Source organism: Nocardia sp. NPDC004151 (assembly GCF_042874235.1).
In the GTDB taxonomy this organism is placed as follows: domain Bacteria; phylum Actinomycetota; class Actinomycetes; order Mycobacteriales; family Mycobacteriaceae; genus Nocardia.
In genome coordinates this window covers 119,305-146,130 of record NZ_JBIAMR010000018.1, presented here as the reverse complement: position 1 = coordinate 146,130, position 26,826 = coordinate 119,305, and the positions used below count along the sequence as shown (strand labels likewise).

At 70.0% G+C, this 26,826-nt stretch carries 26 protein-coding genes; 12 read left to right on the top strand and 14 right to left on the bottom strand.

Going from position 1 to position 26,826, the window contains the following annotated elements; genetic code table 11:
• Window positions 1-82: 82 nt before the first annotated feature.
• The 3 genes from ACFYTS_RS31345 to ACFYTS_RS31335 form a co-directional block, all read right to left on the bottom strand.
• Window positions 83-889 carry a (2Fe-2S)-binding protein gene (locus ACFYTS_RS31345; RefSeq protein ID WP_387309088.1) on the bottom strand — a complete coding sequence of 269 codons (807 nt, stop codon included), beginning with the start codon at window positions 887-889 and terminating at the stop codon, window positions 83-85.
• Between the two features lie 379 nt (window positions 890-1,268).
• Complete coding sequence (locus tag ACFYTS_RS31340) at window positions 1,269-3,476, bottom strand: SulP family inorganic anion transporter (protein ID WP_387309087.1); 2,208 nt, start codon at window positions 3,474-3,476, stop codon at window positions 1,269-1,271.
• 213 nt (window positions 3,477-3,689) lie between these two features.
• Window positions 3,690-5,933, bottom strand: a complete 2,244-nt coding sequence (locus tag ACFYTS_RS31335; RefSeq protein WP_357285303.1) for a bifunctional SulP family inorganic anion transporter/carbonic anhydrase — start codon at window positions 5,931-5,933, stop codon at window positions 3,690-3,692.
• A gap of 329 nt (window positions 5,934-6,262) precedes the next feature.
• On the opposite strand from ACFYTS_RS31335, the gene ACFYTS_RS31330 reads away from it, so the two are divergent.
• On the top strand, window positions 6,263-7,312 hold the full coding sequence (locus ACFYTS_RS31330) for an extracellular solute-binding protein (RefSeq protein WP_387309086.1): 1,050 nt from the start codon (window positions 6,263-6,265) through the stop codon (window positions 7,310-7,312).
• Between the two features lie 12 nt (window positions 7,313-7,324).
• Here ACFYTS_RS31330 and ACFYTS_RS31325 read toward each other — a convergent pair whose 3' ends face one another.
• The 4 genes from ACFYTS_RS31325 to ACFYTS_RS31310 form a co-directional block, all read right to left on the bottom strand.
• Window positions 7,325-7,705, bottom strand: coding sequence for a DUF5313 family protein (locus tag ACFYTS_RS31325; protein ID WP_357285307.1), 381 nt, complete (start codon window positions 7,703-7,705; stop codon window positions 7,325-7,327).
• Entirely contained in the window at window positions 7,702-9,366 is a 1,665-nt protein-coding gene (locus tag ACFYTS_RS31320) for a SulP family inorganic anion transporter (protein WP_387309110.1), read from the bottom strand. Before ACFYTS_RS31320 ends, ACFYTS_RS31325 begins: the two co-directional genes overlap by 4 nt.
• Window positions 9,342-11,174 (bottom strand): phosphoenolpyruvate carboxykinase (GTP), encoded by a 1,833-nt coding sequence (locus ACFYTS_RS31315; RefSeq protein WP_387309085.1) that lies wholly within the window; start codon window positions 11,172-11,174, stop codon window positions 9,342-9,344. The genes ACFYTS_RS31320 and ACFYTS_RS31315 overlap by 25 nt, the downstream gene beginning before the upstream one ends.
• Window positions 11,175-11,270: 96 nt before the next feature.
• On the bottom strand, window positions 11,271-11,600 hold the full coding sequence (locus tag ACFYTS_RS31310) for a metalloregulator ArsR/SmtB family transcription factor (RefSeq protein ID WP_357285311.1): 330 nt from the start codon (window positions 11,598-11,600) through the stop codon (window positions 11,271-11,273).
• A gap of 132 nt (window positions 11,601-11,732) precedes the next feature.
• Here ACFYTS_RS31310 and ACFYTS_RS31305 point away from each other — a divergent pair, with 132 nt between their 5' ends.
• Both ACFYTS_RS31305 and ACFYTS_RS31300 read left to right on the top strand, forming a co-directional pair.
• Window positions 11,733-12,545: an alpha/beta hydrolase gene (locus tag ACFYTS_RS31305; protein ID WP_357285313.1), complete on the top strand. Its 813-nt coding sequence runs from the start codon at window positions 11,733-11,735 to the stop codon at window positions 12,543-12,545.
• 43 nt (window positions 12,546-12,588) lie between these two features.
• Entirely contained in the window at window positions 12,589-12,933 is a 345-nt protein-coding gene (locus ACFYTS_RS31300) for a zinc ribbon domain-containing protein YjdM (protein ID WP_357285315.1), read from the top strand.
• A 19-nt stretch (window positions 12,934-12,952) separates the two neighbouring features.
• Here the strand turns inward: ACFYTS_RS31300 and ACFYTS_RS31295 are convergent, their stop codons facing one another.
• On the bottom strand, window positions 12,953-14,086 hold the full coding sequence (locus ACFYTS_RS31295; RefSeq protein ID WP_387309084.1) for an agmatine/peptidylarginine deiminase: 1,134 nt from the start codon (window positions 14,084-14,086) through the stop codon (window positions 12,953-12,955).
• A 206-nt stretch (window positions 14,087-14,292) separates the two neighbouring features.
• On the opposite strand from ACFYTS_RS31295, the gene ACFYTS_RS31290 reads away from it, so the two are divergent.
• Genes ACFYTS_RS31290 through ACFYTS_RS31270 form a run of 5 tightly spaced genes read left to right on the top strand, consistent with a single transcriptional unit; the run spans window position 14,293 to window position 19,438 of the window.
• Entirely contained in the window at window positions 14,293-15,033 is a 741-nt protein-coding gene (locus tag ACFYTS_RS31290; RefSeq protein ID WP_387309083.1) for a hypothetical protein, read from the top strand.
• Window positions 15,034-15,042: 9 nt separating this feature from the next.
• On the top strand, window positions 15,043-15,711 hold the full coding sequence (locus ACFYTS_RS31285; RefSeq protein WP_357285322.1) for a GntR family transcriptional regulator: 669 nt from the start codon (window positions 15,043-15,045) through the stop codon (window positions 15,709-15,711).
• Between the two features lie 56 nt (window positions 15,712-15,767).
• A complete protein-coding gene (locus ACFYTS_RS31280; protein ID WP_387309082.1) occupies window positions 15,768-17,156 on the top strand; it encodes an allophanate hydrolase in 1,389 nt (462 codons plus the stop codon).
• Entirely contained in the window at window positions 17,153-17,851 is a 699-nt protein-coding gene (locus ACFYTS_RS31275) for a cysteine hydrolase family protein (RefSeq protein ID WP_387309081.1), read from the top strand. The genes ACFYTS_RS31280 and ACFYTS_RS31275 overlap by 4 nt, the downstream gene beginning before the upstream one ends.
• A gap of 12 nt (window positions 17,852-17,863) precedes the next feature.
• On the top strand, window positions 17,864-19,438 hold the full coding sequence (locus ACFYTS_RS31270) for a regulator (protein ID WP_387309080.1): 1,575 nt from the start codon (window positions 17,864-17,866) through the stop codon (window positions 19,436-19,438).
• Between the two features lie 13 nt (window positions 19,439-19,451).
• On the opposite strand, the gene ACFYTS_RS31265 is transcribed toward ACFYTS_RS31270, so the two are convergent.
• A complete protein-coding gene (locus ACFYTS_RS31265) occupies window positions 19,452-19,658 on the bottom strand; it encodes a DUF6374 family protein (RefSeq protein ID WP_357285333.1) in 207 nt (68 codons plus the stop codon).
• Window positions 19,659-19,824: 166 nt separating this feature from the next.
• Between ACFYTS_RS31265 and ACFYTS_RS31260 the strand changes: the two genes are divergently transcribed.
• Together ACFYTS_RS31260 and ACFYTS_RS31255 are read left to right on the top strand one after the other, a co-directional pair.
• Window positions 19,825-20,274 (top strand): GtrA family protein, encoded by a 450-nt coding sequence (locus tag ACFYTS_RS31260; protein WP_357285675.1) that lies wholly within the window; start codon window positions 19,825-19,827, stop codon window positions 20,272-20,274.
• Between the two features lie 66 nt (window positions 20,275-20,340).
• The gene (locus tag ACFYTS_RS31255; RefSeq protein WP_387309079.1) at window positions 20,341-21,225 is read left to right on the top strand and encodes an RNA polymerase sigma-70 factor; all 885 of its coding nucleotides are present in this window, start codon (window positions 20,341-20,343) and stop codon (window positions 21,223-21,225) included.
• A 12-nt stretch (window positions 21,226-21,237) separates the two neighbouring features.
• Here ACFYTS_RS31255 and ACFYTS_RS31250 read toward each other — a convergent pair whose 3' ends face one another.
• On the bottom strand, window positions 21,238-21,843 hold the full coding sequence (locus tag ACFYTS_RS31250) for a TetR/AcrR family transcriptional regulator (protein ID WP_387309078.1): 606 nt from the start codon (window positions 21,841-21,843) through the stop codon (window positions 21,238-21,240).
• A 78-nt stretch (window positions 21,844-21,921) separates the two neighbouring features.
• On the opposite strand from ACFYTS_RS31250, the gene ACFYTS_RS31245 reads away from it, so the two are divergent.
• Window positions 21,922-22,887 (top strand): TIGR03620 family F420-dependent LLM class oxidoreductase, encoded by a 966-nt coding sequence (locus tag ACFYTS_RS31245; RefSeq protein WP_387309077.1) that lies wholly within the window; start codon window positions 21,922-21,924, stop codon window positions 22,885-22,887.
• Here ACFYTS_RS31245 and ACFYTS_RS31240 read toward each other — a convergent pair.
• Entirely contained in the window at window positions 22,869-23,621 is a 753-nt protein-coding gene (locus tag ACFYTS_RS31240; protein WP_387309076.1) for an SDR family oxidoreductase, read from the bottom strand. The genes ACFYTS_RS31245 and ACFYTS_RS31240 overlap by 19 nt on opposite strands.
• Window positions 23,622-23,640: 19 nt before the next feature.
• Window positions 23,641-24,225, bottom strand: coding sequence for a TetR/AcrR family transcriptional regulator (locus tag ACFYTS_RS31235; protein ID WP_387309109.1), 585 nt, complete (start codon window positions 24,223-24,225; stop codon window positions 23,641-23,643).
• A gap of 94 nt (window positions 24,226-24,319) precedes the next feature.
• Between ACFYTS_RS31235 and ACFYTS_RS31230 the strand changes: the two genes are divergently transcribed.
• On the top strand, window positions 24,320-25,645 hold the full coding sequence (locus ACFYTS_RS31230; RefSeq protein WP_387309075.1) for a DUF2236 domain-containing protein: 1,326 nt from the start codon (window positions 24,320-24,322) through the stop codon (window positions 25,643-25,645).
• A 7-nt stretch (window positions 25,646-25,652) separates the two neighbouring features.
• Here the strand turns inward: ACFYTS_RS31230 and ACFYTS_RS31225 are convergent, their stop codons facing one another.
• Together ACFYTS_RS31225 and ACFYTS_RS31220 are read right to left on the bottom strand one after the other, a co-directional pair.
• Window positions 25,653-26,021, bottom strand: a complete 369-nt coding sequence (locus tag ACFYTS_RS31225; RefSeq protein WP_357285356.1) for a hypothetical protein — start codon at window positions 26,019-26,021, stop codon at window positions 25,653-25,655.
• Window positions 26,022-26,125: 104 nt separating this feature from the next.
• Window positions 26,126-26,821 carry a MerR family transcriptional regulator gene (locus ACFYTS_RS31220; RefSeq protein WP_387309074.1) on the bottom strand — a complete coding sequence of 232 codons (696 nt, stop codon included), beginning with the start codon at window positions 26,819-26,821 and terminating at the stop codon, window positions 26,126-26,128.
• Window positions 26,822-26,826: the final 5 nt, after the last annotated feature.

The window sequence follows — 26,826 nt, the reverse complement described above, 5'->3', positions numbered from 1 at the left end:
GCCACCACTCTATCGGCACGGTTGTCCCCGCGCGCCGATGGACCACCCCTGCGCCCCAGGGTGTTCGGCCCCGCCCGCGCCGTCAGCCGCGCGCGGCGACCTCGGCGAGCAGGACCTCACGCTCGGCGGCGGGGCGTTTGGGGCAGCTGGTGCACATGGTGCAGCCGGGGACCTCGAAGACCAGGCAGCAGGAAATGCGGCGGACGAAGGTGCGGCCGCCGACGTCCTGGAAGCGGGGCACCGGAAGGCGCCCGGCCACGTCGCGGGCCAGTCGCGCGCCCGCTTCCTCGGCCCCGATGTCGAGGGCGCGGTTGCCGATGGCATCGGCCACGATCGCCCACAGTGAGGCCACGCCCGCGCCGGACACCTCGGCGACCACCGGGATCACCCGGGACAGGGTATGGCGCAGCGCGTGCCCGACAGATGCTGTCGCGCAGCCGCTTTCGGGCCCCGAGGCGCAGCCTTCGAGATCGGCGGCGCGGACTTCGGACTCGGTGTCACCGGTAGGCGCGGGCATCAGCGGATCCACGATCGACGCGGCGACCACGTCCGGGGCCGCCACCGTGTCCGATCCGAGGGCGAGCAGGTGGGCGGCGATCCGGTAGCCGTGCGGTTCGCCCAGCACGCGCTCGACGCCGCCGTCCGGCCGGATCTCGAGCACGATGTGCTCGAGCGCGGGGTCGAAGGCGGGCGCATCGCTGGCGATCGCCGCGACGATCGGGTCCACCAGGGACGACGCGGCCATGCACCACCACAGGGTGCCCGAGACCCGCGAGTCGGCAGTCCCCCACGAGATCCCCATGTCGGCGATCCGTTCGGCCAGCCACTCCGGCCGTAGCAGGTCGGTGCCCGGCACGAGGGCCTGTGAAACGGGGGGCTGCGCAACCATTTCCATTCGACTCCGATCCGGCCGTTCACGGTGATTACTACCCACGATGTCACGTTTGGGCGCCGAAGTGGACCGCTCCCCCGCGAGCCTTCCGCGCACCCGATCAGCCCGCGATTCCACGAGGCGCGCTCAGCGTACGGCGCGTGTGCCGAACCGCCCGGCCGACGCGCCAGGCGAACGCACCCGAGGACGATGCGGCGTTCCTCGGGCCACACCGATCGCCAGCGGAGGACACCGATCACGAAGGGCCAGTCGGCCCGACCATGCGGCCGTGCGGGCTCGCCCGCCTGCTGGCCCTTCATGATCCACGGCACCGAAAAGTACGGTGGCGCGGGCAATCCCGAATGGAATGCCCGCGCCACCGTGTGGTGTGGGTCGATCAGTGGGTGTGCGCCAAGGCCGATAGCTCGGGGGCGTCGATCTCCCGGATGCCCGCCGAGGTCACCTCGAGCACCCGGGCGGTGCCGATGTCGAAGAACAGGCCCTTGATCTGCAGGCCGTGTTCCGCCATGGCGCGCCGGACCACGGGGTGGGCCCGCAGGGTGTCCAGCTGAACCGCGACGTTGATGATGGAGAGCTGATCGTCCACGCCGTATCCGGCCCGGGCGGCCGCGGCGGCGACCGGGTCGTCGGGGTGGAAGCGGTCCAGGCTGGCGCGGCCGTGGACCAGCCAGTCGCCCAGGCCCGGGCCGGTGGGCCCGCCCGCGACCAGGGCTTTCATCGCTCCACAGGCGGAGTGGCCGCACACCACGACATTGTCGACGCGCAGTTCCTCGATGGCGAACGACAGCGCCGCCTCGATGGAGGTGTCGCGGCCGCCGGGGACCACGAAGTTGCCGACATTGCGAATCGTGAACAGGTCACCGGGTCCGGTATTGGTGATCACATTGGGCACGATCCGCGAATCCGCGCAGGTCAGGAAGAGCGAGTGCGGGTTCTGTACGTCGCGTAGCTCGTCGAGGTGCGGGCGCACCACGTGGGCGTTGCGGCGGTGGAAGGCGGCCACGCCGTGGGTGATCGGGTTGCCGTCGTCCTCGCGCCACGGTCGCAGCACGTCGTCGAGCAGGGTGCGGGCGCGGCCGCGGACCGGCGGCCCGGTCAGGGCGTGCGCCATGCGGGCGGTGCCGAGTTCCACGTATTCGACTGTGCCGCCGGTGTTCTCGTGCTGGCCGGCCCAGTCGTGGATGGCCTCGTAGGCAGCGTGGTCGAGGAAGTCGACGGTCAGTTCGACCAGCACGTCCGCGCCGGTCGGGACCTTGCCCAGTTCCGCGGACAGTTTCGGCAGCGCCAGGAAGGTGCAGGTGCCGTCGATGCTGACCAGCCAGCGATCGGTGCCGGCGACCTCGCCCGCGGTCACCGACACGCGGACAACCCGCCACAGCAGTAGCCCGAAGGCCAGGACCAGGCCGATGATGACGCCCTCGAGCAGGTTCAGGAACACCACGCCGAGCACGGTCACCACGTACACCATCAGATCGCCGGTGCGCCGGGCCAGCTTGATGTGGGCCAGCTTCACCAGCTGCACGCCGACCACGATGAGCAGACCGGCCAGCGCCGATTTCGGAATCTGCTGCACCAGTCCGACCAGCGCGACCGAGAACACCAGCACCCAGACGCCGTGCATCAGGGCGGAGGCGCGGGAGCGGGCCCCCGCCTGCACATTGGTGGCGCTGCGCACGATCACGCCGGTGACGGGCAGGCCGCCCAGGGTGCCGGAGATCATGTTGGCCGCGCCCTGACCGATCAGTTCGCGGTCGAAGTTGGTGCGCGGGCCGGTGTGCATCTTGTCCACCGCGACCGCCGACAGCAGGCTCTCCACGCTGGCGATCAGAGCGATGGTCAGGGCGGCGAGCGCCACCGCGCCCCAGTTGCCGAACGGCATTCCGGGCAGGCCGATGGCGTCGAACAGCGAGCCGCTCAACACGATTCGCTCCGGGGAGCCGGGCAGCACCAGCGACAGCACGGTGCCGACGACGACCGCGACCAGCGGGCCGGGCAGCACCTTCACCTTGCCGGGCACATACTTCCAGCCGAACATGATGGCCATCACGACCGCGCCGATCAGGAAATCGTCGCCATGGATGCTGGACAGCTCACCGGGGAGCTGGATCACGTTCTGCCAGGCCGAACTATGGGACGCGCCGCCGAGCAGCACATGCAGCTGCTGCAGCGCGATGGTGATGCCGATTCCCGCCAGCATGGCGTGCACCACGACGGGTGCGATAGCCAGGGCGGCGCGGGCAATTCGGCTGAGCCCGAACAGAATCTGGATCAGACCGGCCAGGACGGTAATGAAACATGCCGTCTTCCAACCGAACTGGGTGATGGTTTCGGCGACGACGACCGTCAGACCGGCCGCGGGGCCGCTGACCTGCAGCGGGGAACCGCCGAGCAGGCCGACCACGATACCGCCGACCACGGCGGCGATGAGTCCGGCCGCGATGGGCGCGCCGGAGGCGACCGCGATGCCGAGTGACAGCGGCAAGGCGACGAGAAAAACTACTAGGGATGCAGGCAGATCGTGACGCAGCAGGCTGTCGAGCCTGCCTTCGGATCTACCTGGCGGTGAATCGGTGTCGCGAGACATATCGCTCCTCAGCGAGCATGTACAGGGGCATCGAATAAAGACCGCGGACGGCGTTGGCCGCGCACTCACCGGACGAGCAAAGGCCAGGCTAAAGGTAAAGTCTTAGCAAAGTCTGAGAAAACCTGCCGCCCAACATAACAAGGGGGTGAATCCTGCCGGATTCACGCCCCTTTTGCCCGAAAATCCTCACCAACACCCCAAATCACACGCGCCTCATGCGGGCTGGGCCACCCTCCCCACGCCGTCGATCTCCGCGATCCCGTCCACGGTGACCTCCACCACCCGCGCCGTGGCGATGTCGAAGAACAGCCCCGACAGCACCACCCCGCGCTCCTGGACCCCGCGCCGCACCACCGGATGCGCGTACAGCGTCTCCAGCTGCACCGCCACATTCACCATGCCGAGCTGATCGACCGGACCGAATCCGGCTGCGGCAGCGGCTGTTCCGACCGGATGCCCGAGCCGGAACCGGTCCAGGCTGGGCCGGGCGTGCGCGAGCCAGTCGTCGAGCCGGGACCCGGTGACCAGTTCACCGTGCAGCGCGCCCATCGCGCCGCATCCGGAGTGCCCGCACACCACCACCGAACGCACGTCGAGCTTGTCGAGGGCGTAGATCAGCGCGGCTTCCATGGACGAGTCCTGGGCGTCGCGCGGAATCAGGTTGCCCACGTTGCGCACCGTGAACAGATCGCCGGGACCGCTGTTGGTGATCACGTTCGGCACGATGCGCGAGTCGGCGCACGTGACGAAAAGCGAGTCCGGTTCCTGCCCGTCACGCAGCACACCCAGGTGTGGCCGCATGACGTGCGCGTGACTGCGGTGGTAGGCCGCCACACCCGCGACGATCGGGTCCACATCGGTCGCGGTGCGCCGCCACGGCCCGAGCACCTCGTTGAGCAGGTGCCGCGAATGCCCGCGCGCGGACGGACCCGCCGCGGCATCGGCCATACGGACCGCGCCGACCTCGATGAACTCGACCGTGCCGCCGTCGGCGCGGTGCTGGTCCACCCATTCCTGCAGGGCGTCGTAGGCGGCGTGGTCCAGGAAGTCGACCGTCATCTCCAGCACCACATCGGCGTTCGGCGGCACCTTGGCGAGTTCACTGGTGAGCTCGGGTAAGGCCAGGAAGGTGAAGCTGCCGTCCACCGTGACCCGCCAGCGCACGGCGTCGGTACCGCCCAGCCCGACCTCCTCGGCGGTCACCGTCACCCGCACCACCCGCCACAGCAGCAGCGCGAAGGCGAGTGCGAGACCAACGACCATGCCCAGCAACAGATTCCAGAACACCACCACGAACACGGTGGCCGCGTACACCACCAGGTCGCCGGTGCGCTGAGCGCGCCGGATGTGGGCCAGTTTGATCAGCTGGACGCCGACCACGATGAGCAGTCCGGCCAGCGCCGCCTTGGGAATCGAGCGCGCCACCTCGACCAGCGCCACCGAGAACAGCAGGATCCACAGCCCGTGCAGCATGGTCGAGGCCCGGGTGCGCGCCCCCGCCTTCACATTGGTGATGCTGCGCACGATGACCGCGGCCACGGGCAGGCCGCCGATCAGGCCGGAGACCACGTTGGCCGCGCCCTGCCCGATCAGTTCACGGTCCAGATCGGTTCGGCGAGTGGCGTTTTGACGCATCCGGTCGGCCGCGACGGCCGATAGTAGGGTCTCCACGCTGGCGATGAGCGCGATGGTCACCGCCATCAGGGCGATGGCGGCCCAGCTGCCGTGCGGCACCTGCGGCAGCCGCAGTTCGTCCAGCAGCGATCCGTCGATGGTGATGTGCTCGACGCGCACCGGCAGCAGCCGGGCCAGCACGGTGGCGACCAGCACCGCGGCCAGCGGCGCGGGCACCTTGCGCACGGGTTCGGGCAGGTGCTGCCAGCCGACCAGGATGGCGATCACCACCAGCCCGATGCACAGGTCGCCGGCCTTCACCGAGGCCAGCTGGTGCGGCAGCCCGGCGATGGCCGCCCAGGACGAGGTCAGGGTGTCGCCGCCCAGCAGCACGTGCACCTGTTGCAGGGCGATGACGATGCCGATCCCGGCGAGCATGGCGTGCACCACGACCGGCGCGATGGCGAGCACGCCGCGCGCGATCCGGCTGAGCCCGAACAGGATCTGCAGTCCGCCCGCCAGCATGGTGATGAAACACGTGGCGGCCCAGCCGAACTGGTTGATGGATTCGGCGACCACCACGGTCAGCGAGGCGGTGGGCCCACTGACCTGGAGCACTGAGCCGCCGCAGAGCGCGGCGACCACCCCGCCGACCACCGCGGCGATGAGTCCGGCGGCGACGGGGGCGCCCGCGGCCACCGCGATGCCGATCGACAGCGGTAGCGAGACGAGGAAGACGACGAGCGAGGCCGGGAGATCGTGGCGCACCAGGGTGGCCCACGAGTCCCGACGCGCGGGACCGGGAAGCGACGTCCGTGGAGGCTGATCGGTGTCGGTGGACATATTTCTCCTTCGCCGGCACGGCGGAGCCGCCCGGTTCATCGGTCAACATGTACTGGCATCGAGAGGCAGCGGCGGGCGAGGCTGGAGAACCACGACGCTTGGCAGAACGCGGGTAAGCGTAAAGACAAGGCAAAGGGAACGAAAAGCGTTTGCGGCGATTGATGCGAACCGCTACCAAACTGTGACACAGCTCACGCGCTCGCGCCAATCGGATATCACCGTTTGTTCACCCGATGCACCCTGCGGGTTCGCCCGCGATGCCTACTGTGCGCGCGAGATTGCTGTGGAACCCGGAGTGAGTCGGGGTCCTTCGGAAAGGGTCCCGCGGAATGTCGCTCCCCCGCCGCGTCGTCGTCGCGGCCGTCGTCCTCGCGACCGTCTCCACCGCCGCCTGCGGCAAGCCGCCGGAGCCGGGAACGGTTCCGGCGGCGACCAGTTCGTGGACCGCGCCGCCCGGGCTGCGCGGCGAGCTGACCCTGTACTCGGCCAATCCGCAGGACCTCACCGACGATCTGGTGGCCGCCTTCACCAAGGCGTCGGGGGTGAAGGTGACCGTGTTCAGCGCCGAGACCGGCAAGATCACGGCCAAGCTCGACAAGGAGGGCCCGAGTCCGGCCGCCGACGTGGTGTACCTGGCCTCGTGGACGCCCGCCGCGCAATACGACCTCGACGGCCGCACCCTGCCCTATACCCCGCGCGGCGCGGACCGCGTGCACGACGGGTGGATCGGCAAGAATCACGGCTTCCTGGGCCGCGACGGGTCCGCGCTGACCATGGTGGTCAACACGAAGGCGTCCCGGCGCCTGCCCAACGACTGGGCCGACCTGGCCGCGCCGGAGTTCCGCGGCAAGGTGATCATGCCCGACCCCCGCGAATCGGGCACCGCGCGCGACCTGCTGGCGGCCATGGTCAGCGCGTGGGGCAAGGACGACACCTGGGCCGTCTTCGACGCGCTGTTCGCCAACGGCATGGTGGTGCGCGGCGGCAACGGTCCGGCCCTCGACGAGGTCGGCTCGGGCAACGGCTGCGCGGTGGTCCTCGGCGGCGCCGACTACGCGGCCTACGACGCGGCCGCCAAAGGCGTTCCACTGCGGGTCATCTCGCCCGCCTCGGGCACCATCGTGACGCCGCGCCCGGTCTTCATCCTGAACACCACCAGGAACCCCGCCGCCGCGAAAGCCCTGGTGGACTACATGTTCACCCCCGAGGCCCAGCAGATCTCAGCGGCCCACAAGATGATTCCCGCCCGCACCGACATCCCGGTGGCCCCGGGCACCCGCACCTACGCCGAGGTCAAACAGCTGCCGTTCTCCTGGGATCAGATCAAGGGCAACGGCGCCGCGATCCTCGCCGAGTTCGTCCAGCGCTACCTGCACTGACCCCGCGCGACCTCAGCCGCGCCCGTGCGCCCGCTCGTAGGCCGCGCGGGCGTCCGCGGCGCGGGCGCGTTCGCGCTGATCGGCCAGATTCGGGTCCAGGCCGTGCTTGGCCAGGCGGGCCCGCCGGAACACGTACATCAGCGCCGCGGTGAAGTAGATGAGCGGCAGGTACAACAGCGCCATCATCGACGCCCCCATCCACAGCGGCCCGGGAATCAGCAGGAACAGGCACAGCGGCGGAATGATCGGGATCAGGATGCGCAGCATGTAGCGGCGGGCCGCACCGGGCCCGGTCAGATCCTCGATCACCCACGGGTGCATCGACGCGGGCAGGGCGCCGCCCGCGATGTAGCGCAGGCGCTGCCAGAGATTCGGGGTGTCGTTCGTGCTCATCGATGGCTGCTTTCGGCGGGACGGGAGACGAGTTCGCGGGCGACCGCGATGGCCTCGGGGGTCTGATCGAACAGGTGGCCCGGGCCGGGCAGCGCGCCGACGGCCGCGAGCGTGCGCCGGTGGTCCTCGCGCAGGCCGGACATGAGCACGGTGATGCCGCGATGCTCGAGCTTGCCGACGGCGTCGCGCAGGGTGAGCGCGCCGGTGGTGTCGAGCGCGGTGAGGTGGGACATGCGCAGGATGACCACCCGCACCTGCGACACCTCGGCCAGTTCCAGCAGGAAGCGGTGCGCGGCGGCGAAGAAGAGCGGCCCGTCGAGGCGGTAGGCCACGATGTGGTCGTGCAGCAGCTCGTGCTCCTCGGCCAGGTGGTCGGCGTCGTCGAGCGGAATCTGGTGCAGCCGGGCCTCTTTGGCGACCGAGCGCAGCGCCAGCAGCACCGCGATGCCCACCCCGACGGCGACCGCGCTGACCAGGTCCAGGGCGACGGTGATCCCGAAGGTGATCGCCATGACGGCCGCGTCGCCGCGGGAGGCGCGGGCGATGGCGGCCAGCGAGGCGGTCTCGACCATGCGCACGGTGGTGGCCAGCAGCACGCCGGCCAAGGCCGCCAAGGGAATCGCCGCGACCAGCCCGGTGGCGAGGAAGACGATGCCCGCCAGCACCACCGCGTGGGTGAGCGCGGCCAGCCGGCTGCGCGCGCCCGAGCGCACGTTCACCGCGGTGCGCGCGATCGCCCCGGTGGCGGGCACTCCGCCGAACAGGGGCGCGGCGATATTGGCCAGGCCCTGCCCGAACAGTTCGCGGTCGGGATCGTGGCGGGTGCCCACGGCCATGGAGTCGGCCGCGGTCGCCGACAGCAGTGATTCCAGCGCCGCCAGCGCGGCCACGGCCAGCGCCGGGGCGATCAGCCCGCCGAGCTGGTCCAGGTGCACGAAATTCAGTGTGGGCGCCTGCAATCCGGACGGGATGGTCCCGATCAGGGTCAGGTCCAGGTGGAAGAGCTTGGCCGCGACGGTCGCCAGCACCACGGCGAGCAGCGCGAACGGCAGTCGCGGCAGGTAGCGGCCGCCGATCAGTACGACAGCCGCCACCACCAGCGCGGTGCCCAGGGACACCCAGCCGGGTTCGGCGGCGAACTGCCGCACCGCGTCCCACGCCGACTGCCACACCTTGTCGCCCTGCGCGTGCGCGACCCCCAGCGCGGACGGGAACTGCTGCAGTGCGATGACCACCGCGATCCCCGCGGTGAATCCCTCGATCACCGGGGCGGGCATATAGCGCACGGCGCGCCCGACCCCGGCGATCGCGAGCACCACCAGCACGAGCCCGGCCAGCAGCCCCACGGCCAGCACCCCGCTCGCTCCGTGCCGATGGAAGATCGGAACCAGCACCACGGTCATCGCGCCCGTGGGCCCGGTGACCTGGAACCGGGAGCCGCCGAAGACCGCGGCGAGCGCGCCCGCCACCACCGCGGTCGCCAGTCCGGCGGCCGCGCCGAGCCCGGAGCTGATGCCGAAGCCCAGCGCGAGCGGCAGCGCGACCAGCGCGACGACGAGCCCGGCCAGCAGGTCCGCGCCCGGGGCGCGCAAGGCGGGCAGCCAGTCCGCCCGGTTCGGCAGCAGGTGGGCCACGGTCAGAGCGCCTCGGCCAGACGTAATTTCAGCGCGGCCAGTTCGGCGCGCAAGGCGTCGGGCAGGCGGTTGCCGCCGATGCTCGCGTACCACTCGTCAATGGATTCCAGCTCGCGCACCCATTCCTCGACGTCCACGGCCAGGGCCGCGCCGGCCAGGCCGCGGTAGCCCGCGCCCAGGCCCTCGAGATCGAGTGCGTCCGCGGTGGGCACGTACCCGATGGGGGTGCGCACGGCGTCGGCGGTGCCGTCGAGGCGTTCGAGCGCCCACTTCAGCACGCGCACATTGTCGCCGAAGCCGGGCCACAGGAACTTGCCGTCGGCGCTGCGGCGGAACCAGTTGACCTGGAAGATCTTCGGCAGCTGCGCGCCTTCGCGGGCGCCCATGGCCAGCCAGTGCGCGAAGTAGTCGCCCACGTGGTAGCCCAGGAACGGCAGCATCGCCATGGGGTCGCGGCGCACCACGCCGACCGCGCCCGCGGCGGCCGCGGTGGTCTCCGAGGACAGCACCGAGGCGGTGAACACGCCGTGCGCCCAGTCGAAGGACTCGGCGACCAGCGGGATGGTGGTGGCGCGGCGGCCGCCGAAGAAGACGGCCGAGATCGGCACCCCGCGCGGGTCGTTCCATTCCGGGGCCACCGACGGGCACTGCTCGATCGGGGTGCAGTAGCGCGAGTTCGGGTGCGCGGCCGGGGTTCCCGACTCGGGGGTCCAGTCGTTGCCGCGCCAGTCGATCAGGTGCGCCGGCGGCTGCTCGGTCAGGCCCTCCCACCAGGCGTCGCCCTGGTCGGTGCGGGCGGTGTTGGTGAAGATGGAGTTGCCCGCCTCGATGGTGGCGATCGCATTGGGGTTGGTCTTGGCGCCGGTTCCCGGTGCGACGCCGAAGAATCCGGCCTCCGGGTTGACCGCGTAGAGGCGACCGTCGGCGCCGAAGCGCATCCAGGCGATGTCGTCGCCCACGGTCTCGGCCTTCCAGCCGGGCAGGGTGGGTTCGAGCATGGCCAGGTTGGTCTTGCCGCACGACGACGGGAACGCGGCGGCGATGTAATGCGTCTTCCCCTGCGGCGAAGTCAGTTTCAGGATGAGCATGTGCTCGGCCAGCCACCCCTCGTCACGGCCGATCACCGAGGCGATGCGCAGCGCGAAGCACTTCTTGCCCAGTAGCGCGTTGCCGCCGTAGCCGGACCCGTAGCTCCAGATGGTGCGGGTCTCGGGGAAGTGCGCGATGTACTTGGTCTTGTCGCACGGCCACGGCACGTCGGCCTCGCCCTCCGACAGCGGCGCGCCCACCGAATGCAGGCACTTCACGAATTCGGTGCCGGGGGTGAGCTGTTCCCAGACCTGCGCGCCGGAGCGGGTCATGATCTGCATCGAGACCGCCACGTACTCCGAATCGGTGATCTGCACACCGTATTTCGGTTCCCCGGCGTCGAGCGGGCCCATGCAGAAGGCGATCACGTACAGGGTGCGCCCGGCCATCGCGCCGCGGTAGTGCTCGGTGAGCACGGTCCGCATGTCGACCGGATCCACCCAGTTGTTGGTGGGTCCGGCGTCACTCTCGCGCTCGGAGCAGATGAAGGTCCGGTCCTCCACGCGCGCCACGTCATCCGGATCGGAGACGCACCAGAAGGAGTTGGGCTTGGCGGGCAGCGGGACGAACGTGCCCTTGGCCACCAGGTCCGCGGTGAGCCGGTCCCACTCGTCGCGGGAACCGTCGCAGTAGACGATCCGCTCGGGCGCGGTCAGCTCCGCGACCTCGGCGACCCAGGCCGCGATGTCGGGGTGCGCGGTCGGGGCCGCGGTGGGGGCGACGGTGGCGGTAGGACGTTCGGGCACGGCGAACCTCTCTTCACGAAACAACTAGGTTTTCATTTTAGAAAACATGCAATCAGTTGGTGGGCGGACCCCCGGAAAAGCCGTGGGCCCCCGCGGCTACGCGGAGTGCTCGAGCGCCTCCGCCTGGCCGGTCACCACGCCGGTGAGGATGGCCCGCGCGACCGCCAGCAGCTCCGCGACCTGCGGCGAGGTCAGTTCGTAGGTGACCGAGAGTCCTTCGCGGCGGGCCGAGACCAACCCGGCGCGGCGCAGAATCGACAGCTGCTGCGACAGGTTCGCGGCCTCGACGCCGATCTCGGTCAGCATCTCCGAGACCGCGTACTCACGCTGGCTCAGCAATTCGAGGACCCGGATCCGCACGGGATGGCCGAGCGTCTTGAAGAAATCCGCCTTCATTTGATAGAGCGGCCGTTGCAGTCCTGGCATGTCGCGAGCCACTCCTTCCGAGGGCGGATGGGCATCCGGATGCGCTGCCCGACCCGGTGATTGCAGAGTTTAGCAAACAGGACAATCATGCTAGGTTCGGTCGTCCCCGGACCGCCCACAGGAAGACCGAACGTGCCCATCGCCACCCTCAACGGGATTCGCCTCAACTACGACGTCACCGGCAACGGACCCCTGGTCGTCCTCGTCATGGGCACCGGCAGCCCGGGCCGGGTCTGGCGGACCTACCAGGTGCCGGCCCTGGTGAAGGCGGGTTTCCGGGTCGCCACCTTCGACAACCGCGGCATCGCGCCCTCGGAGGAGAGCGCCCACGGCATGCGGATCGAGGACCTGGTCGCCGACACCGCGGCCCTGATCGAACTGCTCGGCGGTCCCGCGCACGTGGTCGGCACCTCGCTGGGCGCCCGCGTCACCCAGGAACTCGCGCTGGCCCGGCCGGATCTGGTGACCAAGGCCGTCATGCTGGCCACCACCGGCCGCTCGCATCCCCTGGCCAGCACGCTGAACAAGGGTGAGCAGGCGTTGCAGCAGCTGGGCGTGAAGCTGCCGCCGGAGTACGCGGCCGCGGTCAAGGCGATGCTGAACCTCTCCCCCGCCACCCTCGAGGCCGACGACTCGGCGCAGCAGTGGCTCGACATCTTCGAGTACTCGGCGAGTGTCGCGCCCGGGCCGGGCGTGCTCGCGCAGATGCGCATGGACCGGACCGGCAACCGCCTCGCCGACTACGCCCGCATCACCGTCCCCAGCCTGGTGGTCGGGTTCGCCGACGACCGCATGCTGCCGCCGATGTTCGGCCGCGAGGTGGCCGAGGCGATTCCGGGTGCGCGGTACGTGCAGCTCGACAAGTGCGGCCACTACGGGTATCTGGAGCAGCCCGAGGCGGTCAACAGCACCATCATCGACTTCCTCACCGGCGTCCACGCCTGAGCCCCACCGACTTCCGTCCCTGCCACCCGCCGAGGAGCCGATCGTGTCCGACTCGCTGCCGCCCTGTCCCGCCTGTTCCAGCGAATACACGTACGAGGTGAGCGGATTGCTCACCTGCCCGGAGTGCGCGCACGAATGGACCGTCGAGACCGAGGCGGCGGCCGAGGACGGCGCGATCCGGGACGCGGTCGGCAATGTCCTCGCCGACGGCGACACCGTCACCGTGATCAAGTCGCTGAAGGTGAAGGGCAGCCCCACCGGCATCAAGGCCGGCACCAAGGTCCGCAATATCCGCCTCGTCCAGGGCGTCGGCGACCACGACATCGACTGCAAGGTCGACGGCATCGGTGCCATGCAGCTGAAATCCAGTGTGGTGAAGAAGGTCTAGAGCGGACCTCGCGCGCGGGTCAGTCGACGGGTTCCTGCTGGGTGGTGCAGTGGATGCCGCCGCCGCCCGCGGCGATGGCGTCGATATTGATCTGCACCACACGGCGATCCGGGAAAAGCCGGGCCAGTGTGGAGTAGGCGGCCGAATCGGCTTCCGCGTCACCGAATTCCGGGGCGACGACGCCGCCGTTGCAGACGTAGAAGTTGATGTATCCGGCGGCGAAGTCGTCGCCCGCGCCGCGGTAGCGCAGATCGACCGGCGCTTCGAGGGTTTCGATCTCGAGCGGCCGTCCCTGCGCGTCGGTGGCGTTGTGCAGGATCTCGAGGTGGCGGCGGGTGACGTCGTAGTCGAAGGACTCCTCGTCATTGTCCAGCGCCGCGACCACCACCCCCGGGCGGGCGAAGCGGGCGTAGAAATCGGTGTGGCCGTCGGTGATGTCCTGCCCGGCGATGCCCGGTAGCCAGATCACCTTCTTGATGCCCAGCAGATGGTCGAGCTCGGCCTCCACGTCGGCCTTCTTCCAGCCGGGATTCCGATTCTTGTTCAGCACACAGGATTCGGTGATGAGCGCGGTGCCCTCGCCGTCGACCTCGATGCCGCCGCCCTCGAGCACCAGATCGGTGTGCGTGGTCTCCACGCCGGCGCGGCCGTCGACGACGGTGGCGACCTTGCTGTCGCGCTTGTGCTGCTGTTTGCCGCCCCAGCCGTTGAAGTTGAAGTCGACACCGGACTTGCCGTGATTGCCGTGCACGAATACCGGTCCGGTGTCACGCATCCAGAGGTCGTCGAGGTCGGCCACGATCAGTTCGACGTTCGCGCCGCCGATCAGTCGCCGCGCCAGATCGAGTTCGTCCTGGCGCACCAGCATGGACACCGGCTCGAAGCGGGAGATGGTGGAGGCGATGGTGGCCAGGTTCTCGCGCACCTGGGGCAGCAACTGCCGGCCCCAGATCGCTTCGCTCGCACCGAAGGCCATCCAGGTGCGCTTGTGCGGGGCGCCCTCGTCGGGCATCACGCCGGAGTGCCCCTCATTGGACGAGCCCGTGGAGGGCTCGCCGTTGAACCACGACGAGATGGATCCTTCACAGCCCGCGAGCAGCAGCCCGCCCATCGTCAAGATCCCCGATCGCATGAACCGGCGTCGTCCTTGCATTGCACTGTCTCCTTTGAAAGAAGGCCCGGCGCGGCGTTTCCCTCTCCGGCGCGCTGAATCCACTGAACCCGCTGATCAAACGGCCGCCACACACAGAACGGCCCGAGCCGGGCATCAGCGACTCTAATCTCTGACTGAATTTTCAGTCAAGACCGGCCGGTGTGATCCGGCTCCCTCCGCGACCGGTCGCGCGCAGGCTGAGAAAGATGACGACCGCCCGCGTTTCCGCTGCTCTGGCCTCCGCGATCGTCATCACCGGGGTCGTGGCCGGCGGCCCGGCCACCACACCCGCCCACGCCTACGGACCGGCCTCGTGCGTCCCCGGCGACCCCACCCGCCCCACCGGCGAGCTGTTCGCCACCACCAACACCGCCACCATCACCGACCCCGCCGACCCGCGCCTGACCGATCGGCTGGACCTGCTCGAACTCGACGAGAACTTCACCGCCCTGACCGAACTGGCCCTGCCGGTCGGATCGCAACTGATCGACGGGGTGGCCTGGTCGGCCGACACCGGTCTCACCTACGAACGCTCCAAGCGATTCCTGCTGGCCTGCACCGACTACAAGAACCTCTGCTGGGTCGCCGACGACCTGCGCGGGCGCTACCGCCAGGAAACGGTCCTGACCTTCGAATACCTGCCCGGCGCGGACACCCGCGCCGACGGCTTCACCGTGACCGTCACCGGCGTGGACCGCACCCGCTTCGGCGCGGCCCTCGCCGCGAATCCCGCGGTGGCCGAACGGCTCGGCGGCGGCTCGTTCACCCCGTCCGGCGATCTGATCCTGGTGGGCGACCGCGCCGACAGCGCGGTGATCCGCGACTTCGTCACCAGCCTGGGCGGCGACTGGGATGACACCCAATTCCGTTACGGCGAACGGGAATTCGTCCGTTCCACCGGCACCGACGCCCTGGCCTGCGCCGTGCGACCCGACCGGCCCGGTTAGTCTCGAATCATGGTGTCGCGCATGAACGGGACGGTGCTGCCACCCAGCCTGGTGGAAATGGCGACGCGGCATCTGCGGGCGGAGGTGCTCAGCGGCGGGTTCGAGCCGGGCGACCGCATCGGCGAGGAAGCGCTGTGCGCGCGGCTGGGCACCAGCCGCGCGCCCGTGCGGGAAGCTCTGCGGCTCTTGGCGCAAGAAGGGCTGATCGAACATCTGCCCCGGCGCGGATTCCGGGTGGCGGTGTGGTCGCGGACCGACATCCTGGAGCTGTTCGAGTTGCGGCGGGTGCTCGAGCGCTACGCCATCGACAGCGCGTTCCCGCTGGCCGTCGAGGGCGACCCGCTGCGACGGGTCCGAGCGGCACTCGAGGAGATGCGCGTCGCCGACGCCGCCGGGGACGCGTTCGAGCGCGACAATGCCCACCGCCGGTTCCACGCGGCCATCGTGGCGCTGTCCGGTAATCGGCAGCTGGAACTGGCCTACGAGCCGATCCTGGTCAAGCTACAGCTGCCCATGGCCCGCAACCTGCGCGCCGAGGCCCGGCTCACCCAGCGCCACAACGGTATTCGACGGCACGAGGAGCTGCTGGCGGCCCTGGAATCCGGTGACGCCGCGACGGCGCGCGAGGCGCTGTTGCGGCACGGGGAGCGGGCCTACCTGGACCTGGATATCCGCTAACACAGCGGATACATTGCGACACCGCCGATTTCACACATTCTGTCGACAATCGACAAATGGTGAACCCGAGCCCCACGGTCGCGGAAATCCTGGCCTCGCACGAAAGCGGCAGCGGCTCTCCGACCCACACCGCCGCCCGAGTCGCGGACGCGATCGCGGCGCGCGGCGACGACGGCACCTGGATCACGCCGGTCCCGCGCGAACAGCTGCTGGCCGCGGCCGCCGAGATCGAGCGACGGCCCGGGGCGCGCACGCTACCGCTGTACGGTGTGCCGTTCGGGGTGAAGGACAGCATCGACGTCGCGGGCCGGCCCACCACACTGGCCTGCCCCGACTACGCCTACACCGCCACCAGCACCGCACCCGCGGTCGAGCGCCTGCTGGCGGCGGGGGCGCTGTTCGTCGGCAAGACGAACCTCGACCAGTTCGCGACCGGCCTCAACGGCACCCGCACGCCGTATCCGATCCCGCGCTCGGTGTTCGGCGGCGAATTGATCTGCGGCGGTTCCAGTTCCGGGTCCGCGCGCGCGGTGGCACTCGGTGAGGTGCCGTTCTGCGTGGCCACCGACACCGCCGGGTCGGGGCGGGTTCCCGCGGCGCTCAACGGAATCCTGGGCTGGAAACCCTCGCGGGGGCTGATCAGCGCGCGGGGCCTGGTCCCGGCGTGCAAGTCGCTGGACTGCGTGACACTGATGGCGGGCACCGTCGAAGACCTCGATCGGGTCTTCGAGGTGATCGCGGGCGTGGATCCACTCGATCCGTGGAGCCGGGCGCGCGGGCCGCGCTTCGGCGGCGGACGGCTGCGGGTCGGACTGCCCGATCCCGGCGAGCTGGAGTTCTTCGGGGACGAGGTGTTCCGCACCGCGCACCTCGACGCCCGGAATCGACTGGAAAGCCGCGGCTTCGACTGTGTGCCGACCACCCTGGAACCGTTCCTGGCCGCGGGCGAATTGCTCTATCAGGGCCCGTGGGTGGCCGAGCGGCTGGTGGAGTTCGAGGACTTCCTCGCCGAGCGACCGGATTCGATCCTGCCGGTGATCCGCGAAATCCTCACCGGCGGTTTCCGATTCACCGCGGTAGACGTCTTCCGGGCGCAGCAGCGCCTGCAAGAACTGCGCGCCACGGTGGCCCGGGTCTGGGACTACGTCGACGTGGTGGTCACGCCGACCATCGGCACCACGTTCACCGTCGCGCAGGTGCTGGCCGATCCGATCGCCACGAACACCGTGCTGGGCCACTACACCCACTTCGGCAATCTGCTGGACCTCACCGCGATCTCGGTGCCGATGGGCCTCGCCGCCGACGGCCGCCCGCTGTCGGTGATGGTGTTCGGCCCGGCGTTGGCCGACGACGTGGTGCTCGCCGCGGCGGCCCGCCTGCTCGACGAACCGCGCCCGGTCGTGGCGCACGCGGATCTCCGGCTCGTACAGAAGGAACGGCAATGACGGCATTCTCCCGCGTCCCGGCGCAACCGGGCGACTTCATCTTCGACCCGAACAGGGTCGCGCTGCTGATCATCGACATGCAACGCGACTTCCTGTACCCCGGCGGCTTCGGCGAGAGCCTGGGCAATGATGTGGCCCTGCTGCGCACGGTCATCGAGCCGCTGGCCGGGCTGCTGGCCACCGCGCGAGCGGCCGGGATTCCGGTGATCCACACCCGCGAAGGCCATCGACCCGACCTCTCGGACTGCCCGCCCGCGAAACTACTGCGCGGTGATCCCGCCCAGCGCATCGGCGACCCGGGACGGTTCGGCCGCATCCTGATCCGCGGCGAGTACGGGCACGACATCATCGACGAGCTCGCGCCGGTGGACGGCGAAATGGTGATCGACAAGCCCGGCAAAGGCGCGTTCTACGCGACCGAGCTGGCAGACGCACTGGCGGACAGGGGAATCCGCTCGCTGCTGGTCACCGGGGTCACCACCGAGGTCTGCGTGCACACCACGGTGCGCGAGGCCAACGACCGCGGATTCGAGTGCCTGGTGGTCTCCGACTGCGTCGGTTCGTATTTCCCGGAGTTCCAGCGCGTCGGGCTGGCCATGATCGCCGCCCAGGGCGGCATCTTCGGCTGGGTCGCCGACTCGGCCGCGGTCCGCGCCGCGCTCACCTCCGCCGTCTCCCCCAGCCCGGCCCAGTGAACAGGAAAGCCCATGTCCGTCGAAACCCCGATCGCCGGTGAAACCGGCAGCGCCGCACCGCTGTCGCTGCCGTGGTGGACCCGCGGCGACACCAATGCCTTCTTCGGCCTGTCGTTCAACATCCTCGTCAATGTCCTGACCCTGACCACGCTGTCCATCGCGGTGGTGAAGATCCCGAGCGCCGACGTGCTGGGCACCGTACTGCCCGCGCTGGGTGTGGCGCTGGTGCTGGGCAATCTGTACTACATGCTGCTGGCGCGGCGGCTCGCGCGGCGTGAGGGCCGCGCGACGGTCACCGCGCTGCCCTACGGGCCGAGCGTCCCGCACATGTTCATCGTGGTGTTCGTGGTGATGCTGCCCATCTATCTGAAGACCAACGACCCGATGCGGGCGTGGTCCGCGGGTCTGGCGTGGGCGTTCATGATCGGTGTGATCGTCATGATCGGCGCGTTCGTCGGACCGTACATTCGCCGGATCACCCCGCGCGCGGCCATGCTCGGCACGCTGGCGGGCATCTCGATCACTTTCATCGCCATGCGGCCCGCCGCGCAGATGTGGGAAGCGGCCTGGATCGGGTTGCCGGTGCTGGCCATCATTCTCATCGGCTTCTTCACCGATGTGCGACTGCCTGGCAATGTTCCGGTCGGCCTGGTGGCGCTGCTGGTCGGCACCGCCGTCGGGTGGATCGGCGGCTATATGTCGGTTCCGGACGTCTCCCAGGCCGCACACGACATCGCCCTCGGGTTGCCGGACCTGCGCCTGCACCTGCTCTTCGACGGGCTCGCGCACCTGGCGCCGCTGCTGGCCACCGCGATTCCGCTGGGCGTCTACAACTTCACCGAGGCCATGAGCAACGTCGAGAGCGCCGCCGCCGCGGGCGACAACTACAACCTGCGCAGCGTGCTGCTGGCCGACGGCTTCGGCGCGATCATCGGCTCCGGTTTCGGCTCGCCCTTCCCGCCCGCCGTCTACATCGGCCATCCCGGCTGGAAGGACGCGGGCGGACGCACCGCCTACTCGCTCGCCAGTGGAGCGATCATCGGATTGATGTGCCTGCTGGGCCTTTTCGGCGTGCTGGCCACCCTGCTCCCCATTCCGGCGATCGTCCCGATCCTGCTCTACATCGGACTGCTGATCGGCGCCCAGGCTTTCCAGGCCGTCCCGCGCCTGCACGCGGTCGCGGTGGTGGCCGCGCTGCTGCCCAATCTGGCCGAGTGGGGCGTCGGCCAGATCGACAACGCGCTCAGCGCTGCCGGGACCTCCGCCGACAAGATCGGCACGGGCGCGCTCGGCCAGGCCGGCGTGGTCTACGACGGCCTGAAGACCCTGGGTGCGGGCGCGGTGCTGGCCGGGCTGGTACTCGGCACCATGGTTACCTTCATCCTCGAAAAGCGCTTCCGCGCAGCCGCTCTCGCCGCCACGGTCGGCGCCGCGCTCAGTTTCGTCGGTCTCATCCACGCCACCGAGGTGGCCTGGGCCGCCGCCCCGAAGGTCGCCCTCGGCTACCTCTTCTTCGGACTCGTCTGCCTCGGGTGCTCGTTCCTGCGCGGCACGCGCCCAGCCCCCGATCCCGCACTCCCCGACTGAGCCGCCCGGGCGGTCACCGTCCCGCACCCGACGGCGGCCGCCCCGCACCGCCCCCATCCGTCTCGTCCAGAAAGATCCGCAAGCCCTCCCCGATCTTGCCCGCAGCATTCTCCAACTGCTCGGGCGAGAGCACCTTCCCGAACGACGCCGCCTTCAGCAGCTGCCGCTGCACCTCTTTGAGGTTCATCGTCGCCCAGTCGCGTCGTGAGAGTTCCGGCATGGTCCGGGACAATACCTCGAGTAGAACGTTTGTTCGAGTGTCGAAGATCGTGACAGTGGCGCGTCAGGGCGGTGTCAGCTCGGTGTAAGCGCGGGTGGGGATTGTCAGTGGCGTGAACAGCACTCTGATCGCCGATTCCGGACTGCGGACGATGCACGGCAACCCGATGGACTTCGAGGCCATCGATCTGGGCATCGAGCGTGGGCTCGCCGCCGCGAGCCGGTTTCTGCGCGGCGATCATGTGGTCGCGCAGCTGATCCGGTTCGCGGTGGTCGGCGGGGTCAGCAATATCGCGTATGTGCTGATGTTCATGGCGGTCAACGGGAGTGGGGCGCTGGTGGCGAATATCGCGGGGTCGGTGGTCAGTACGGCGATCGCGAACGAGCTGCACCGGCGGTTGACGTTCCGGGCGGCCGGGCGGGTCGGGTGGTTCAGCGCGCAATGGGAGGGCGGCGGGCTGGCCGCGGTCGGGCTGGTGATCAGTACGGCAGCGCTGGCGGGGCTCGATTTCTGGGCCCCCGGGCTCGGGGAGCTCAGCCAGGCGACGGCCGTGCTCGCGGTGATGGCGGCGGTCGGTGGGATGCGGTTTCTCGCCTTGCGCGGGTTCGTGTTCTGAGGCGGGCTGTCACATGTCGATCGGCGGCGGTGTCCAGTGGATGACACGAAAGACGGGAGCCCACCCATGATCGGTACCACCGCCGCCACCGACGCGTTCGTCGCGCACCGGAATCTGCTGTTCACGGTCGCCTACGAGATGCTCGGGTCGGCGGCCGACGCCGAGGATGTGCTGCAGGAGACGTGGCTGCGCTGGATCGGCGTCGACCTCGCGGAGGTGCGGGATCAGCGGGCATACCTGGTGCGGATCACCACCCGGCAGGCGCTGAGCCGGTTGCGGACGCTGGGCCGGCGCAAGGAGTCCTATGTCGGGCAGTGGCTGCCGGAACCACTGCTGACCGCGCCGGATGTGGCCGACGACGTCGAACTGGCGGAAAGCGTGTCGATGGCCATGCTGCTGGTGCTCGAGACGCTCACCCCGACCGAGCGCGCGGTGTTCGTGCTGCGCGAGGTGTTCGACCTGCCGTACGACGAGATCGCCGCGGCGGTGGACAAGTCCGCGGCCGCGGTCCGGCAGATCGCGCACCGCGCCCGCGCGCACGTCGCGTCACGCCGCCCGCGCGGCCCGGTGTCACCCGCCGAGTCCCGCGAGGTGCTCGACGCGTTCCATCGCGCGGTCGAGACCGGTGACCTGCGAAGTCTGCTGGATCTGCTCGCACCGGATGTCGTCGCGTTCGGTGACGGCGGCGGGCTCCGGTCCGCGCTGCCGCACCCGATCGTGGGCGCGGACAAGGTGGCTCGCGTACTCACCACGGGCTGGCGGCGATTCGGCGACAGCCCGTTCGACACCACGTCGGTCAACGGCCATCCCGCGCTGGTGATGCGACGGGAGGGTGCGGTGGACACCGTACTGGCGTTGCGGATCGACGACGGCCTCATCACCGGGCTGTACGCGGTCCGCAACCCGGAGAAGCACTCGCACATGGACCGGGTGACCGCCCTGAGCCGATGACCCGGTCGGACGTCAGGGGTGTGCGGGTTGCGTGTCGCCCGGGCCGATGATGCCATGCAGCACAAGGCCGACAAGCCGGTCGGTGGCCGCTGCGGCGATGTCGGACCGGTCAGTGGTCCACGCGATGGCGGTAGCGAGCTTGACGATGTCGTCGGTGGTGACCTCGGGGTGCGCGCGTCCTGCCCGTTGGGCGCGGACGAGCACGGTGCCGGCCGCATCCAGTGCCGCGGCGCAATGCGGGGCCAAGGGGCTGTCGGGCACTTCGAGGGCTCGCAGGATCTCCTCGGACAGCCCCCGCACCCGGCGAATGTGCGCTACCAGCGCGGCAATCCACTGCGATAGCGCCGCCGCGGGGTCGGGTTCGGCGTCGAGAGCGCTCGCGAGTGCGGTGACCTCGTCGAGGCTGGTGCCGACCACGGCGGCGATGAGGTCTTCTCGCCGCGGGAAATGCCGATAGAGGGTGGCCGGGCCGACGCCGGCACGGCGGGCGATCTCATTGAACGACACGTCGACGCCATCGCTGGCGAACATCGCGCGGGCGGTGTCGAGCAGTCGTGCGCGGCTGCGCCGGGCATCGGCTCGAGCCCCGCCCGGTGGCGGTGATTCTGCTTGCTCCACAGGACTCCTCGGGCGAATCGGAATGCCATTCCGTATATTCGGAGTGGCATTCCGAATTGTAGTGGACAGGAGTCGAACATGACGTTGCCGACCAACTTGCCGCGCACCGGCATCTGGGTGAACGGGCTCGATCTGCAGGCGCCGCCGGTCGCGACGGGACTGGCCGCGGAGCTGCAGGAACTGGGGCTGGGCGCGATCTGGCTCAGCGAAGGGCTCGCGCACGACCCGTTCGTCACGGCCGCCGGATTGCTCGCCGCGACAAGCGGACTGGTGGTCGGCACGGGGATCGCGGTGACATACGGCCGCCATCCGCACTGGATGCGAGCCTCGGCCCGAGCCGTCCTGGACGCCTATCCGGATCGGTTCGTGTTCGGGGCCGGCACCTCCAATCCCCGCGTCGTCGAAGGCGTACTCGGGCTCGAATACCGCAGACCGCTGACCGCTCTGCGCGACTACCTCGACGAACTCGACACGCCGGACGCCTTGCTGGCCCAGCTCGGATTGCCGGACGCCGGCCGATTGCCTCGCGTGCTGGCGGCGCTCGGTCCGAGCGCGTTGCGGCTGGCTCGGGACCGGGCCGACGGCGCGATCACCTATCTCGTGACGCCCGAACACACGGCGCGGGCCCGCGCCGCGCTCGGACCGGACCGGACGCTCGTGGTCGAACAGGCCGTCGTGGTCGGGGCCGCCGACGCGGACGCCCGGACCCGCGCACGGGCACACGTGGGCGCCTACCTGTCCAACCCCGGCTACCGCGCGAGCTGGCAGCGACTCGGCTTCACCGACGCCGATCTCAGCGGCAGCGACCGGCTCGTCGACGCGTTGGTCGCGATCGGGGAAGACCAGGTCCGGCAACGGATCACGGCCCACATCGACGCCGGCGCCGATCATGTGTGCCTGCAGGCCCTACCTGCGGAGCCGTTCACCATCCCGGCACAGCAGTGGAAGCTGCTGGCCTCCATCGATGAAGGCCCCCGCCGACGACACGATCACGCCGGAACGGACACGCGGTGGACCCGGTCCGGTCAGCCGCGGCCGATGTAGGGCATGCCGGTCGCCATCACGGTCACGAACGGCACGTTCACGTCCAACGGCAGGTCGATGGTCTGCGCGACGACTCGGGCGACGTGCGCGGCGTCGATGGTCGGTTCCGGGCGGACGCTGCCGTCGGCCTGCAGTGATCCCGCCGCGATGCCCGCGGTGAGTTCGGTTGCGGCATTGCCGATGTCGATCTGCCCGACCGCGATGTCGTGCGCGCGGCCTTCCAGGTTGAGCGCCTTGGTGAGACCCGTGATGCCGTGCTTGCTGGCGGCGTAGGCCACCGTGTTGGGGCGCGGGGTGTGCGCGGAGATGGATCCGTTGTTGATGATCCGCCCGCCTCGCGGCGTCTGGGTCTTCATGAGCCGGAACGCGGCCTGCGCGCACAGGAAAGCGCCGGTGAGGTTGATGTCGACGACCTGCCGCCACTCTCGCGCGGACAGTTCGTCGATCGGCTTGCCGGGCCCGAAGATCCCGGCATTGTTGACCAGTACGTCGAGCCGCCCCCACTGCCGCGTGATGTGCGCGAACACCTCGTCCACGGCGCCGGGATCGGTGACATCGGCGGGGACGACGTCCACGCCGCCCGGGCCGGGTGCGGCCGCGGCGGTCTCGTCGAGGGTGGCACGGGTGCGCCCCACCGCGACGACCTGATGCCCGGCGGCGGTCAGCGCGTGGGTCATGGCGCGCCCCAATCCGGCTCCGGCTCCGGTGACGAGAACGATCTTCGGTGTGCTCACGGGATCCGAGCGTATTCGGTCAGTCCGCGGCCCGATCCGCCGGAAGCACGTTGACGCGCAGGTGCCGGACCAGCGCGACCAGCCGTTCGAGGGTGGCGTGCTCGGGATCGGCGAGCCGCAACTGGAGCAGTTCGCGACCGGAGGCGTGCAGGATGCGCGCGGTGTATTCGGGATCGGGCAGTTTCGGAAACGCCTGCCGCAGTTCCTGTTCCAGGAATCCCCGGACGGCCGCCTGGGCGACGGCCTGGCGCTCGTGCAGTTCCGGTGGCGCACCGGCGGGCGGGAACAGGAACAGCCGCCACGTCTCGGGATGCGCGTCGATGGCCCGGACCGCGCCCTCGAAGGCCCGCACGAACGGGTCCGGGTCGGCGGTCTCGTCCACCTGCGCGAAGCCTTCCGCGAACTGGGTCGCGGCACGGACGCTCTCCCGGTCGATGAGGGCGACGAAAAGCCCTGCCATATCGCCGAATTGCTGATACAGCACGGGGCGGGTGACCCCGGCCGCCTCGGCGATCCGATTGGGGGTGGCCGCGGGGAAGCCTTCCGCCCCGACGATCTCGTGGGTGATGTCGAGGATCTGCTCGCGGCGGTTCTCTGCGCTCATCCGCCGCCGCGTCCGGGGAGCGGTGGTCACCCTTGACAGCATAACTTACAACCTGTCAGTCTCTAACTAACAGGTTGAAAGTTGAGGTGCTCCGATGTCGCCGCACTACCCCGAACTCGCCGAGCGCGTCCGCAGTCAGCGCGCACTGCAGCCCGACCTCTACGGCTCGATCGACTTCGACGAGGCCCCCTTCCGCTTCACCGTCGATCCCGGCGACAAGTCGTCGCTACCCGGCTGGGTCGCACCGCGCGAGCCACTGCTGGCCGACGATCGGGTCGTCGAATTGATGCGCACCGCAACGATGCTCGGCGATGTGGTGGCCGACCCGTACGCGGCGCTCGCCCCGGAGTACGGCGTCAAGGGCTTGATCGGAATGCTGCGGCAGGCGTGCCGTGCGGGGGTCGACTCGGTACCCGGCGCACCCGAGGAACTGCGGGCTTTCCTGGCGGCCATGGAGGCGACGCCGGCCTGGCTGGACATGGAGCTGGTCGAGGAGGGCGCGCGACATTCGCGGGTCGGCGCGGCGTTCCTGTCACCGGTCCTGATCCGGGGCGCGTTCCTGGCGACGTTCCTCAATACCTATGCGGCCCTGCCGATGACATTGACCGGGGCGCTGTCGGGGCGGCGGGCGGCGCGGCGGGTCAACGAGACCGCCTCGTTCTTCGCGGTGACCACGCTGCCCGGTGCGCTGGAACGGCACGGCGAGGGCTTCGAGGCCGCGGCCATGGTGCGCCTGATGCATTCGATGGTGCGCTACAACGCGTTGGCGCGCGGGGACCGGTGGGACGCCGACGTGTACGGGGTGCCGCTGCCGCAGGTCGATCAGATGCCCGCCGGGCTGATCAATATGTATCTGCTCGCGACGATGGCGATCCGCCGCGGCCGCACCGAGTTCAGCGCCCGCGAACGCGCGATCCTCGAATTCAGCCGCTACCGCTGCTTCCTGCTGGGCCTGCCGGAGGAATTGCTGCCGACCACCGCGGCGGGCATCCTCGAGGTCTTCCACGGCCGGGCCGCCGTGCTGCGCGACGACTTCGACGACGCCACCTGCGGCGCGCTGGTCCGCTCCACCATGTCCGCGTACCTGCGCCCGGGCCGCTCGCGCTACGACCGCGTCGCCGACGCGATCGAGAAGAGCTGGAGCCGGGTGTTCTTCCTCGGCTTCTGCGGCGGCAACCGCAAGGCCGCGGCCGCCATGAGCGTGACGCTGACTCTCCCCGACGCGATCCGGGTGGGCCTGACCGCGCCGTTCATCATCGTGCGGTTCATTCTCATGACCATGGCGAGCCAGTCTCCCACCCTGCTCCGGGCGGCCGACGCCTACACGGTCCGCAGGGTGCGCAAGCAGCTGGTGGTCTACGGCAACCCCGAGTACACGACCGACTCCCGCGCGTATCCGGGAGCCGATGCGCGGGAATGACGCGCGGTCAGGCGGTTCCGGCCGCGGTCACCCGGGCCGCCAGGCCGTCGAGCACCACGGCCCGCTCGGGTGGCACACCGATGTGCATGTGCACCAGATCGGTTCCCGCGGCGGCGAATTCGAAGGTGAAGAAGGAACAGCAGCTGGTTTCCCGCGCGGCGAGTTCGCGGGCCCGGGGCTCGGCGCTGCCGTCGAGGTCCAGCCGCAGCCGGGTCGCCGAGATCCGGTCCCAGCCGAGCACCGCGTCGCGGAACAGAGCGTCGAATTCGGCGACGCGCAAGGGTTGTTCGGCGGTGGGTAGCGCGCAGGCTTCCACCGGGACCCACGACGGCGCGGAGGGGTTGCCGATCGATCGAATCTCGGGTTTGCCGGCCATGACTCGCACCTCCTGCCGCCCGGGCCGTCGGTCCGGGATCTCCCTACGATGCTAGGCCGTTCCGGCGGGCGCGCCAGGGGCCGTTGTCATATCGGCGCAGGTTGTCACATCCGCTCGCGCAGTAGGAGATAGGCGTCGAGTTGGGCCGCGCCGGACAGCAGGGCGCGGCCGCGGGCGTTCAGGCGCTGCTGCCAGGCGGTGAGGAAGGCGGTGAGCGCCTCGGTTCCGCCTGCCTCGTGCAGGGATTCGAGGAAGTGCGCGACGCGTGCCAGCGGGTATCCGCCGCGGCGGAGCTGCCGGGCGATCTCCGCGTCGCGCACGGCGTCGGGCCGGTAGTGGCGGTAGCCGGTGGCGGGGCCGCGTTCCGGACGCAGGATGCCTTCGGTCTCCCAGGTGCGCAGGGTGGCGGCGTGCACGCCGAGGCGGTGCGCGAGTTCGCCGACGGTCAGGGGGCGACCGGGAATCGGGTCGGGTGGCGCGGCGGAGAGGGTGTCGAGCGCGGTCGAGACGTCGGTGTGGGTGGTGCGTTCGGTGTGCAGCGCGGTGTGTGTGGCGTCGATGAGCCGGTAGGCGGCTTCGGTGTCGCCGCGATGGCAGGCGCGCAGGATCTCCGCGGCGCGTTCGTGGCCGTGGCCGACGCGCAGGGCGAGGAAGGCGCGCAGGGCTTGCGCATGCGCGGGGGTGTAGCGGCGGTAGCCGTTGTCGGTGCGCTCGGTGGGCGGGAGGATGCCCGCGTCGTCGTAGTTGCGGATCGCCTGTGCCGACAAGCCGTGCTCGCGGGCCAGATCGATCGGGCGCATCGCCA